This is a genomic window from Mesorhizobium sp. LNHC232B00, from assembly GCF_000502435.1.
GTDB classification, from domain to species: domain Bacteria; phylum Pseudomonadota; class Alphaproteobacteria; order Rhizobiales; family Rhizobiaceae; genus Mesorhizobium; species Mesorhizobium opportunistum.
In genome coordinates this window covers 103,412-115,809 of the sequence record NZ_AYWP01000023.1, presented here as the reverse complement: position 1 = coordinate 115,809, position 12,398 = coordinate 103,412, and the positions used below count along the sequence as shown (strand labels likewise).

Genomic DNA, 12,398 nt, shown 5'->3' with positions numbered 1-12,398 from the left:
TTGCGATCATGATCCCTGTACGGCGATGCAGCGCCCGACCATGGCGCGATCGGCGGCTAGAATCTCGGCGATCAGCGCGCCGCGCTGCTTGGCGCTGACGAATTCCAGGCGACGCAGACCGAGCGGGTCGATGCGGTTTCGCAGAACGGCGAGCGTATCGCCGGAAGGCAGCGGGACCTCCCGGCAATCGGCGTCGAAGGTCACCGCAAAGCCGGTGGCGTCGCGGATCTGTTGCCGCGTGACGCCAGGCATGATTTCGATGACGGTCAATTCCCTGGATGTCGGGTCGAGCCTGAAGACGCAGAGATCGGTGAAGACCAGCGCCTTGCCGGTGCGATAGCCCATCGGTTCGCGCTCGGCCGGTGTCAGCAGCCCACGGGCGGAGCTGATGATCTCGACCTCATCCACCAGCGACTGGGCCGAATGACGGGGGATGTAGAGCAGATAGTCGCGATGCATGTTGGCGACGTCGGCCATCCCGCCTTGCCCGGGCAGCCGGATCAGGCCGCCGCTTGGTTTGCGCAGCGCGATGGTGTTGACGCGGCCGCGCCGGTCGACCTGTGCCGCGCCGACGATCTCATGCGTCACGGCACCGGCCTGGTAGTAGGCCGAATAGGTGTCGTCGCCGCCGGCATGCGCCACCGCCGTCTCGCAATCCAGGCTTTCGATCAGCGACAGGATCATCGGGCTCGGCGCGATGTCGAGATGGCCGCAGCTCATCGTCGCGATGATCATGTCCGGCGCATGAGTTGCCTTGGCCAGCCGGTAGGCGACATTGGCCAGCGGCGACACCGCACCGGCACTGGCAAAACTCTCATTGTCGAGTTCGGCGGCGATGCGGGCAGCGATGATTTCGTCGACAGATGCTTTTTCTTCGCTCCGCGCGAGCGCTGGCATGGCAAGGACCGTCTCAGGGCGGACCTTCGCAGCCTCTCGAAGCCATGCCGGCACACCTTCGGACGGCAGGCGCAGATTGTCCGCCGGGGGCCTTTCCCTGGCCGCGAATGCCTCAGACAATGCCTGATAATCGGTGGCATAAAGCGGCAGGCAGGAGGCCGGCCAGGCACCGCCCGGCGCCAGGGCTATGGCCGACACTTGGTTGCGGGTCAGGATGCTCTGGCGCCCGTCCTTCCGCATCGCCCCGATCGGGACGATTTCCTCGACGGTGACCAGCACCTTGCGCGCCGCGCCCGCCATGGCGAAGTCCAGTGCGCGCGGCCCGATGATCTGCACATTGCCGCTTTCATCCGCGCGCTGCGCGTGGACAATGAAGGTATCGAGCCGTAATGGTGGGATGAACCCCATAGCGGTCCCTGCAATCGGATCGGGCCTAGCGCTTGCGCCCGATATCCGCGCGAGCATGTCCGATCCCTCGGGAAGCTGAAACGGCATCGATGGCAGGTTCTGCTGCGCCGCCCGCAACGCCTGGATCATGGCCAGCGCCGTCCAATCACGAACCGGGATGGCGCCGGTTTCGGCCGCGGCGCGGAACCTTGGCGGCAGGCCGAAAATGTCGAGGCTGGAAAAACAGAGGTCGATTTCAGCCACCGCGCCCGCTTCGAGCAGCAGTTCGAGCGGCAAGCCGCCTGCCCAGCAGATGTAACGCAACTCCTTGACGCCCGAGCCGGCTATCGCACGCAGCAATGCAATCGGCAGCCGGGCGAAATGGTGGCCGCCGACACCGAGCGCATCGCCCTGGCCGACCATCGCGACCAGCCCCTCGATATCGGTGAAGCGCGGCCGGTTCGGCTTGACCAGCGACTTTGCGGCACGGTTCGTCACAGCGCGGATGCCTCGATGCGATAGCGGGTCATGAACGGTTTTTCCGGCGGGAATTCCAACGCCGTCGCAATGCCGGACTGGGCGATCGGATTGTCGGCCAACGTGGTTGCCGGACCGAGCCCGAAGGGCGAGCAGATCGGCTCGATGCCGATGGCGACATGACGCCCATTCCAGGGTGCAGCCTTGCGGCCGCGGTTGGAATACCAGAGCAGAAGGCTTGGGAAATGCTCTTTCTGCCAGGAGAGTTTTACCCGGTAGCCGTCCTCATGGTTGGCAAGCGCCACCGCGCCGTCGAGACCCTCGATCTGCAGCAGTTCTTCGGTATCGGCGGCTAGCGGGACCCGCGAGGCATCCGCCGTGCCGCCGGCTCGCGTGGGTACGCTGGCCAGCTCAGTGAAGGATCTGTTCCGGGCGAACAGCGCGGCGCCGGGCTCGACATCGTGTGGATAGGTGCGGCCTTCATCGAAGCCGCCGAGTTCCAGCGTGGCGGCACCTGTCTCGAACGGCAGTCGGAACACTGGATGAAGACCGATCGGCAAGCGGCAGGCACGGCGAACGACGACCTTGAATTCAATGTCGATGGCCGGCGCCGACGGATCGGGTGTGATCGTCCGCTCAACGCGCTCGACCGGACTTCGCTCGGGATACGCTAGCCCCAGCGACAAGGATGCGCCGTCGCTGTCGCGCCATGTCCAGTCATGGTTGGAGCTGTGGCCATGGACTTCTTCGTCGCGCTCCGGCGGCCCCATCACGCCTGCCCAGTCCTCCGGCCATCCGTCGGCGGGCACCGAGTAACCGAAGGGCACGCAAGGCCATTCGCCGCGCAATTTGCGCAGAATGCCCGGCAGCGCTTCCACCTCCGGGTCGTCCGACCAGGGCGCGATGTGCATCGGCGAGACCTGCCGGCCATTGTCCAGGACGAAGGTCACCGGCGCCAGCATCGCGCCGAGTCGCTGGACGGTCAGCGCACCATGCGCCCAGCCCAACCCGCGATAGGCGTCGTTGGTCTTCACGGTCCGGCCTTCTTCGCCTTTGTCGTGCTCCGCTCGGCGAACTCCCTGACGCGCCGCTGGCCGATCTCGCTACGGTAGAGGTCTCCCAATATGTCGCGCTCCATGGCGAGGCCGTCGGCCAGATCGCCCGACACGGCATGCGCCGTCAGCGCCTTCAGGCCTTCGATCGCCGCGGCCGGTTCGGCGGCGATCATCGCAGCCAGTTCCAACGCGCGCGGTAGCAGCCTCTCGACATCGACGATCTCGTTGACCAGGCCGGCGGCAACGAATTCGGAGGCCGGCACGATGGCGCCGGTCATCAGCAGAAGATTGGCGCGGTTGCGGCCGAGCCTGGCGACGCTGCGTTGCGTGCCGCCACCGCCGGGGATCAGCCCGAGCTTGATCTCCGGCAGGCCGAGTTTGGCGAACTGGTTGGCGATGACGATGTCGCAGCACAGCACCAGCTCCATGCCGCCGCCCAAGGCGAAACCGTTGACCGCCGCGATCACCGGCTTGCTGTTGTTTTCGATGGCCGCGTACATGCGCGTGCCGGCGGCCTGGAACAGGTCGAATTCAGGGCCGGTCTGCGCGGCATATTCCTTGATGTCGGCGCCGGCCATGAAGCCTCGCCCCTCGCCGGTCACCACGATCGCGCCGACACTCGCATCTTGAGACAGCGCCTCGAAGCCCTCGGTGATCTCACCTTGCATCAGCCTGTTCATGGCGTTGAGCTGATCGGCGCGCCGAAAGGTGACGATCGCGACGCGGCCCGACATTTCGACCGTGAGTGTCTGGTAGGCGCGCATCGTCAGGCTGCATCCACGGTCATGTCGCCGGATGCCTCGAGAGCGGCGATCTCGTCCTTCGACAGGCCGAACTCGGCCAGGATCTCGCGGCCGTGCTGGCCAACCAGCGGCGCCGGCCGATCGATGGTCGCCGGCGTCTCGCTCATCTTGACTGCGGGCGCCACCACCCGCACCTTGCCGCCGCGTGGATGATCGTAGCTGGTGATCATGCCCATGTGCGTGACCTGCGGATCCTCGGCCGCGCGGCGGATGTCCTTCACCTCGGCGCACCAGATGTCGACCGAGAGCAGGCGTCCCAGCAGATCCTGCGTGCCGAACTTCTTGGTCTCGGCATTGACCTTGTCGAACACTTCGTCGCGCTTGTCGAACAAGGTTTTCAGGTCGTCGTAGACTGCAAGCTGCGGCGCCTCCAGCACCTCGTACAGCGTCTTGAACGGACTCATCGCGATCGACACATAGCCGCCATCCTTTGTCTCGTAGATGCCGAACGGCGCCTGCATGCCGGGATGGCCGATGCCGGATTTCGGCCGCACGAAATCCTCGCCGAGGTTGAGCACGGCGACATATTCCTGATTGAGATGTGCCAGCAGGCCGGCCAGCAGGTTGACCTCGATCTTCTGGCCCTTGCCGGTCTTCTCACGATAGTAGAGCGCCGACAGGATGCCGTAGACCATGTTCATGGCGCCGATCTGGTCGGCAAGACCGGCGCCGGCGGGAACCGGCGCCTGGTCGCCGCGGCCGGTGTTGGCAATCAGCCCGGCGAGCCCCTGGATCAGCATGTCCTGGCCGGGGCGCTCGACATAGGGGCCCTCCTCGCCATAGCCCGAACCCGAGCAGTAGATGATGCGCGGATTGACGGCCTTGAAGTCCTCGTAGCCATAGCCGAGCTTGGCCAGCACGCCGGGGCGGAAATTCTGCACCACGACGTCAGCGCTCCTGGCCATCTCCATGAGGATGGCATGCACTTTGCGGCTCTTCAGATTGAGCGCGATCGAACGCTTGTTGCGGTTCCAGGCAAGGAAATTCGGGCTCTCCGAGCCGCCCACCCATTTGGCGAAGAAGGTCATGCCGCGGAACATGTCGCCGGCGCCGGCACGCTCGATCTTGATGACATCGGCGCCCATGTCGCCGAGCAGCTGCGTGGCGAACGGTCCTTGCAGCAGATGGCTGAAATCGAGGATGCGGACGCCTTCGAGGGCCTTGTTCATTTCAAATCTCGTTTCAAAGTTTTCAAAGCAGTTCGGGAACGTAGCGGGGGGCAGCGGTCAGCCCGCCGTCGACACGCAGGTCGGTGCCGGTGGTGAAGCCGGCGGCGTCCGACGCCAGATAGACGGCGGCCTCCGCCACTTCGGAAGGCTCGCCGATGCGGCCGAGCGGATGCATCTTGACCCAGGCTTTCGCCAGATTGCCGCCGATCTCCTTGATCAGCCTGTCGTTCATCGGCGTGTTGATGGTGCCCGGCGAGATCGAATTGACACGGACGTTCATCGGCCCGAACTCGACCGCCATCTGCCGCGTCATCGCCATCACCGCGCCCTTGGCGCCGGCATAGGCGGTCCAGCCATCGAGCCCGATATGGCCCTGTGCCGAGGCCATGTTGATGATCGAGCCCGACTTCTGCGCGATCATGTGTGGCAGCGCGTATTTGCAGCCGCGAAACACGCTGGTCAGGTTGACCGCGATCAGCCGGTGCCACTGCTCGTCGGTCATCTCGTGCACCGGCATGCCGCCGATGGCGATGGCGGCATTGTTGACCAAGATGTCGAGGTGTCCGGTCTTGCCGACGGCACTATCGATGAGGCCGGCGATGTCAGCTTCCTTCGAGACGTCACAATGGACATAGTCGGCACGGTGGCCTGCCGCGCGAAGCGCGGCCGCGAAATCCTCGCCCGCACTGTCGGCGATATCGCCCAGGAAGACATGCGAGCCTTCGCGCGCCATCGCCTGCGCGATCGCATGGCCGATGCCGTCGGCGGCACCGGTGATGACAGCGGTTTTCCCTTCAAGACGAGCCATGTCAGCCTCCGTTCGCGCGCCGGCGTTTCGCCTCGTCGAAGGCGACGGCGGCAATGATGATCATGCCGGTGATGACCAGCTGCCATTCGGTCGGCAGGCCGAGCCCGCGCAGGCCGTTGGACAGGAACTGCAGGATCAGCACGCCGAGCGCCATGCCGGTCAGGCTGCCGATGCCGCCAGCAAGGCTGACGCCGCCGAGCACCGTCGCGGCAACCACCTGGAATTCGAAATTCAGCCCTGCCGTGTGCTGCGCCGAACCGACGCGCGCGGCCAGGATGATGCCGGCGACCGTCGCCAGCAGCGCGCTGATGATGAAGCAGATGAACTTGACGCGCCGCACGTCATAGCCCGCCAGCCGCGCCACTTCCTGGTTGCCGCCGACGGCATAGATCTGCCGTCCGAACGGCCGGTGCTGCATCATGTAGGCGAAGGCGGCGAGCAGGACGATGGCGATGACCGCCGAATAGGGGATGATGTTGAACAGGCGGCCGTCCGACAGCGCAATGAAGCTGTCGAGACTGGCGTCGTCCGGGATCGCGCGCTGGCCGGTGTAGAGATAGACGCCGCCGCGCATGATGAACATCGTGCCCAGCGTCACGATCAGCGAGTTGATGCCGGCATAGGCGGTGAGATAGCCGTTCACCACCCCGATGATCAGCCCGAACAGCAGCGCGCCACCGATGCCGAGCAGCAGCGAGTTGGTGTCGTTCATGATGATGATCAGCGGCAGCGCGATGGTCGCGAGCAGCGAGCCGATCGAAATGTCGACCTCGCCGGAAATGAAGACGACGGCACAGCCGATGCCGGCGATCAACGGCAACGACGCCTGGCCGAGCACGTTGGTCAGGTTGCGCACGGAAAAGAAATTCTCGACCGTGAATGAAAAGAACGCCAACACCAGGATGAAGCAGATCAGCAGCGCCAGTTCCTGCCGGGCAAAGAGCCGCGCCAGCACAGATGGCTGGGTTTTTGCTGAGGCCGTGCTTGCAAGGCTCATCGCTTGCTCCCTTTCAAGTACGGACCACGGGGTAGGCCGCGAACCACCATGGTCTCACCCGATCGCCGCATTGAGGATCTTTTCCTGCGTAGCCTCTTCGCGCGACATGATCACGGTGAGGCGGCCTTCGCACATCACCGCGATCCGGTCGGCGAGACCGAGCAGTTCCGGCATCTCGGACGTCATCATGACCACCGCCAAACCTTCGCCGGCGAGCCGGTCGATGAGCGCGAAGATTTCCGACTTGGCACCGACATCGATGCCGCGTGTCGGCTCGTCGACGACGATTACCTTCAGGCCCCGCATCAGCCAGCGCGAGATCAGCACCTTCTGCTGATTGCCGCCCGACAGGTTCTTCACCTGCTGGAACAGGCTGGGGGTCTTGATACGGAAGCGATCGACATAATCCTGCACCGCCTGGTGCTCCCTGGCCTTGTCGACGAACCCCAGGCGGGCGAAGGCGCCAAGCGAGGCCAGGCTGGCATTCTGGTAGACGGGCAGCTCGGCCATCAGACCTTCGCTCTTGCGATCCTCGGTGAGCAGGCCGATGCCAAGCCTGACGCCGGTACGCGTGTCGTGCGGCGCGAGGCGACCGCCATCAATTATGATCGTCCCCGATGTGATCGGGTCGTAACCGACGATCGCCTTGGCGAGTTCGGTGCGGCCGGCGCCCATCAATCCGAAGAAGCCGAGAACCTCGCCGGCGCGGGCCTCGAAGGATACGTCATGCAGCTTCTTCGCCGTGCTCAGTCCTTCCACGGACAGAGCAATCTTGCTGCCTGCCGCGCCGCGCTGGCGGGGAAACAGATTGTCGATGCGCCGGCCGATCATGTCCTGGATCAGCGTATCGTTGGTGTGCTCGCCGATCGGCCTGGTCGAGATGTGTTTGCCATCGCGCAGCACCGTCACCGTATCGGCGATCTCGAACACCTCGTCGAGCTTGTGGCTGACATAGACCACCGCGATGCCGAGGGCGGCCAGCCGGCGGATGACGGTGAACAGCAGCGAGACTTCATTTGGCGTCAGCGAGGAGGTCGGCTCGTCCATGACCACGACGCGGGCTTCATGAGCGAGCGCGCGGGCAATCTCGACCATCTGCTGCTGGCTGACCGGCAGCGATCCGGTGCGCGCCGCCGGGTCGACATTGAAGCCGATGCGGTTGAAGAGCGCTGCCGAATCGGCGCGGATCTTTTTCCAGTCGATCGAGCCCATCTTGCCGGTCGGATAGCCTTCGAGGAAGATGTTCTCGGCGACGGTGAATTCGGAGATCAGAGCGATCTCCTGGAACACGACCTTGATGCCTTCCTTCAGGCTGTCGCGCGGCGACTTGATGTCGACCTCGCGTCCGCGCATGCGGATGGTCCCGGCATCCTTGCCGTAGACGCCGGCCATGATCTTGATCAGCGTCGACTTGCCGGCGCCGTTCTCGCCCATCAAGGCATGGATCCTGCCGGGCTCCAGCGTGAAGTCGACATTGTCCAGCGCCACGACGCCCGGGAAGCGCTTGTCGATGCCGCGCAATTCCAGCGCCGGCACGTTGGTGTCGATGGCCGCGGCTTCGCCGGGGTGCAGGAAATCAACGGACATTGGCTCTGTTCCGGATGATGTCGAGATAGGTCGCGAGGATGATGACGACGCCCGGTACCACCATCTGCAGGTCCTGGTTCCAGCCGAGGATGATGATGCCATTGTCGATCACCTTCAGCACCAGCACGCCGAGCAAGGTGCCGAACAGCGATCCACGGCCGCCGAGCAGGCTGGTGCCACCGAGAATGACGGCGGCGATGACGGTCAGTTCGAAGCCGCGGCCGGCGGTCGGCTGGCCGGCATTCATCAGCGACGACAGGATCATGCCGGCAATGCCGACGCAGAGCCCGGTGACGACGAACGCGAACAGCTTGAGGCGCTCCGAGCGCAGGCCGGACAGGCGCACCGCCTTTTCATTGGCGCCGACCGCATAGAGGTAGCGGCCGAGCGTGGTGAAGCGCAGCGTCACATAGGCGACGACGAAGATCAGCGCCGCCAGGATGACGGGAACCGGCGCCGCGCCGACATAGCCGGCGCCAAGATCGGTGAAGCTTGCGAGCTGATTGTGGTTCTGCACCGCCTCGCGGGTGAACAGGTAGACGCCACCCTGCAGCATCATCATCGTGCCGATGGTGGCGATCAGCGAGTTGACCCTCAGCCGGGTAACGACCAGGCCGTTGAACAGGCCGACGCCGCCGGCAAAGGCGAGCGCTGCCAACATGCCGAGTGTGAGGCTGTGGGTTGAATTCAGCACCGCCATGCCGATGCAGCCGACGAAGGCGAGCGAAGCACCGACCGAGAGGTCGACCTCGGCAGTGATGATGAGCATGGTCATGCCCGAGGCGACGATCAGCACCAGCGCGCATTGGCGCAGGATGGCGATGATGTTGGCCTCCGAATAGAATTGCGGCGCCGCGATCGAGATGGCGATGCACAGCACCGCCAGGATGACGCCCAGCACAAGCTGGCTGCTGCCCAACAGCTGGCCGCCCATAAAGCGCTTCGGCGCGGAGGCGTGTGTAAGCTCGCTCATATGTCAGTCCATTCCCGGCCACTTGCCAAGTGCCCTTCCCGCGATGAGGGAAGGGCAATGTCGGCGGCCTTACTTCTTCAGGTCAGCCGAGGTTTTCATGCATTTTGCCGGCGGCTGCAGTGCGTTGACGGCATCCCATTTGATGGTGCGGGTGGTGCCGTCATAGTCGTAGTATTTCTTCCAGTCCTCGCCGTTCATCGGCGCGGTCGGGCTGACGATGTGCTCCGGCACTTCCTCGTTGTTGAAGAGCTTGACCGCGGCGTCGATGGCGGTGAAGCCTTCCTTTTCAGGGAACATCGCTGCCTCGATGCGGTAGGACGGCTCGTTCTGCATGGCGTTGATGAAGGCAAGGCCCTCGCCACCGGTGCCGACGGTCAGCAAGCCATCCTGCGACTTGCCGGCCGCTTTCCAGGCCTGCAGGCCACCCAGCGAGGACGAGTCGTTGATGCCATAGATGATGTTGATGTCGGCATTCTTGGCGAGCGCGGCCGAAGACACTTCGAGCGCACGGTCCGGATTGCCACCGCCATCAAGGTCGTGGACCATGACCGCGTCGGGGATGATGGTCTTCAGCCCGTCCATGAAGCCGTGCGAGCGCAGCACCGTGGCGGAAAGCAGGGGAAGGCCGACATTCATCACCTTGGCGACACCGCCGAGCTTGTCCTTGGCGTATTTGCCGGCTTCCACGCCGGACATATAGCCGGTGTCGTAGTCGCAGATGGCGACCATGGTGGTCATGCCCTTGACGGGGTTGCCTTCGAGCACCACGGGGATATTGGCGGCCTTGGCCTGACGCAGCAGCGGCACCACGCCTTCTTCATTCACCGGGGTGATGATCAGCACGTCGACGCCCTTGGCGATAAAATCCTCGGCCGCGGCGACCTGCTTGGATATGTCGAGATTGGCGTCCTGGACCTCGACCTCGATTCCGAGTTCCTTGCCGTGAGCCTTCATGCCCTTGATGACGTTCTGATACCACTCATGGGTGGCGTAGTTGGTGACATAGCCGATGCGCTTGGGCATGTTCTCGGCATGCGCCGCCGCGGCGCCCAGGGCCAGCAGGGCCGCGGATGCGAACAGGATTGATTTGGACCGGTGCATTTTCTTCTCCCAGGTTTTATCGCTTTTGTTAGTCGCTGAACGGGTAATCCCGCCGTTCCGGGTCGGCACGTAACGAAGAGGTGGCCTCGCCCCAGCCAAGTGCCGCCGATATCTTCTCGGCGGCCGCCCGGGTACGCTCGAAGACGGTTTCGCGGTCGAATCGCGCCGCCTTCTGCGGCAGCAGCGGGACGGTGAGCGCAGCGATGACGGCGCCGGTATGATCGCGCACCGGCATGGAGATGTTGGTGCAGGCTTCGACCGCGAGCGAAGCGCGCATTTCGTAGCCGAGCCTTGCCACCTCGTTCAGCCGAGCCTCGATCTCGGCCCGTGTGCCCTGCCCTTCACCGGCGGCCACGATGCGCTCGATTATGCGCTCGCGCTCGGCGCGGTTCGAATGGGCAAGCAGCACGGCACCCGAACTGGTTTCGAGAATCGGGAAATGCGACCCGAGTGCAACCGAATAACGCATCGGCAGCGGCGAATCGATCTGCAGCACCACCAGCGCGCTCCGGCCCTCGCGCACCACGAGATGGCAGCTCTGATCGGCATTGGCGGTCAGTTCGCGCATCACAGGCAGCGCGCATTCGACCAGCCGTTTCACCGGTGGATGCATGTGCGCCAGTTCGAACAGTTTCAGCGACAGCCGGAAGCGATCGGACTGTGTGCGGAAGATGTAGCCGCGCTTCTCCAGCAGAAGCAGGATGCGGTAGATTTCGTGGATGGAGCGGCCGAGAGCGGCCGCGATCTCGGTCTGGGTCAGCGTCTCGGCGCTGGAGGCCATGAACTCCAGGACGTCGAGCGCCTTCTCCACAGCCGGCACGCGGTAACCGTTGCGGCCGGCTTCGCTTTCATCTGGAGTCTCGGCGACACTGGCCATCACGCAACGCTCCGTTGCGGCTGGCCCTGCCGGGTTTCGCGGTAGAGGCGGTTCAGATGGTCGGCGAGTTCGGCCGCCGGCATGTCGCCGGCGATGGCGGCAGCCGCATGCGGCGCGCACTCGCGGAAGAAGGCGATGAAGCCCGGATGCGTCGGGCGCAGATAGGACGAGGCGATCGTGCGCAGCGTCGAACTGAAGAAATTGCCGGAGAGATGGTTGACCTCGACATCCTTCCAGGCCGCCAGCGATCCCGGCTGCCCGCCCGACCTGACATAATCGCCCCGCTGATACTCGGGCGAGCACAGGAACAGCGCGTAGTCGATCGCTTCCTGCTTGTGTTTCGACTGGGCGCTGACGCCGATGCCGGCGCCGCCGAGCAAGGCGCCGGCCGCATTCGGGGTCGCGACGTCGGCGAAGCGCAGATAGGGCCTGTCGGTCTTCGCGGCGTAATTCACATAACCGAAGGCGAACGGCACATAGACCACATCATCATGCGCGACCATGTGGTCGTAGCAGCGGATCGGGTTCCATTTCGATGAGTTCGGATGCGACAGCGCCGCAAGCTCGCGCAGTTGCCCGATGGCTTGTTCGACCATGTCCCTGGCGATGAAGTGCTCGCCGGTCTCCTGTGGATGGCCAAGCGTCAGGAGCATGCACATGGCATCCGTCGGCACCGAGGGCAGGCCCAGCCACTTGCCATCCCGGCGCACCTGCCGGCCAAGCTCGACCATGTCGTCGTGCGTGCGCGGCACCGGCCCGCAGCGTTCCAGGAGATCCGGGCGATAGGAGGCGACCTGGCAGGCGGCATCGATGGGCAGCGCCCACTGGCGCCCGTTCTTTTCGTAGGATTGCCAGGAGGCACCGACGGAATCGCGTTCGAAGAACCGGATTTGCTCCGCCGACAGATAGGCGTCGAACGGCACCATCAACTCGTCCTGCGCGATGTCGCCGATGAAGGGATGGTCGAATACGACCAGATCGTAAGTGGTAAGCAGCGGGCCGAGCGCACCCTCGCCGAATTCATACAGGCTACGGCGGTCCCATTCGATTTCCAGGCCCGGATTGCCAGCGCAATACGGCCCGATACTGGCGTCGAGCGGACCCCAGCAACGTCGATGATCCCACGCAAGACCGCGCAGTCTTGTCATTTCAGGCAATTCCTCCCTGGAACCGGACATGCGTGCCCGGCCCGTTGTAGTAGCAGGTATTTTCACCTAGACAAATAGTTTTTACATATGCAAAGAGCGAACCTATCGCTGGCTGACCA

11 protein-coding genes are annotated in these 12,398 nt (G+C 64.3%); all 11 read right to left on the bottom strand.

From position 1 onward, the window contains the following. Positions 1–6: 6 nt before the first annotated feature. Positions 7–1,782, bottom strand: a complete 1,776-nt coding sequence (locus X743_RS145475) for a CoA-transferase (protein WP_023767824.1) — start codon at positions 1,780–1,782, stop codon at positions 7–9. Beyond that, positions 1,779–2,795, bottom strand: coding sequence for a hypothetical protein (locus X743_RS145480; protein ID WP_023767823.1), 1,017 nt, complete (start codon positions 2,793–2,795; stop codon positions 1,779–1,781). The genes X743_RS145475 and X743_RS145480 overlap by 4 nt, the downstream gene beginning before the upstream one ends. Further along, positions 2,792–3,580 (bottom strand): enoyl-CoA hydratase/isomerase family protein, encoded by a 789-nt coding sequence (locus X743_RS145485; protein ID WP_023767822.1) that lies wholly within the window; start codon positions 3,578–3,580, stop codon positions 2,792–2,794. The genes X743_RS145480 and X743_RS145485 overlap by 4 nt, the downstream gene beginning before the upstream one ends. Before the next feature lie 2 nt (positions 3,581–3,582). Next, positions 3,583–4,788, bottom strand: coding sequence for a CaiB/BaiF CoA-transferase family protein (locus tag X743_RS145490; protein ID WP_023767821.1), 1,206 nt, complete (start codon positions 4,786–4,788; stop codon positions 3,583–3,585). Between the two features lie 22 nt (positions 4,789–4,810). Beyond that, positions 4,811–5,596 carry an SDR family oxidoreductase gene (locus X743_RS145495; protein WP_031258217.1) on the bottom strand — a complete coding sequence of 262 codons (786 nt, stop codon included), beginning with the start codon at positions 5,594–5,596 and terminating at the stop codon, positions 4,811–4,813. Position 5,597: 1 nt separating this feature from the next. Beyond that, complete coding sequence (locus X743_RS145500; protein ID WP_031258216.1) at positions 5,598–6,593, bottom strand: ABC transporter permease; 996 nt, start codon at positions 6,591–6,593, stop codon at positions 5,598–5,600. 54 nt (positions 6,594–6,647) lie between these two features. Then, complete coding sequence (locus X743_RS145505) at positions 6,648–8,180, bottom strand: sugar ABC transporter ATP-binding protein (protein ID WP_023767818.1); 1,533 nt, start codon at positions 8,178–8,180, stop codon at positions 6,648–6,650. Continuing rightward, entirely contained in the window at positions 8,170–9,153 is a 984-nt protein-coding gene (locus tag X743_RS145510; protein WP_031258215.1) for an ABC transporter permease, read from the bottom strand. The genes X743_RS145505 and X743_RS145510 overlap by 11 nt, the downstream gene beginning before the upstream one ends. Before the next feature lie 69 nt (positions 9,154–9,222). Further along, positions 9,223–10,254: a sugar ABC transporter substrate-binding protein gene (locus tag X743_RS145515; protein WP_013893838.1), complete on the bottom strand. Its 1,032-nt coding sequence runs from the start codon at positions 10,252–10,254 to the stop codon at positions 9,223–9,225. Between the two features lie 28 nt (positions 10,255–10,282). Beyond that, positions 10,283–11,131 (bottom strand): IclR family transcriptional regulator, encoded by an 849-nt coding sequence (locus X743_RS145520; RefSeq protein WP_023767816.1) that lies wholly within the window; start codon positions 11,129–11,131, stop codon positions 10,283–10,285. Further along, a complete protein-coding gene (locus X743_RS145525) occupies positions 11,131–12,279 on the bottom strand; it encodes an extracellular solute-binding protein (protein WP_023767815.1) in 1,149 nt (382 codons plus the stop codon). The genes X743_RS145520 and X743_RS145525 overlap by 1 nt, the downstream gene beginning before the upstream one ends. Between the last annotated feature and the right edge of the window lie 119 nt (positions 12,280–12,398).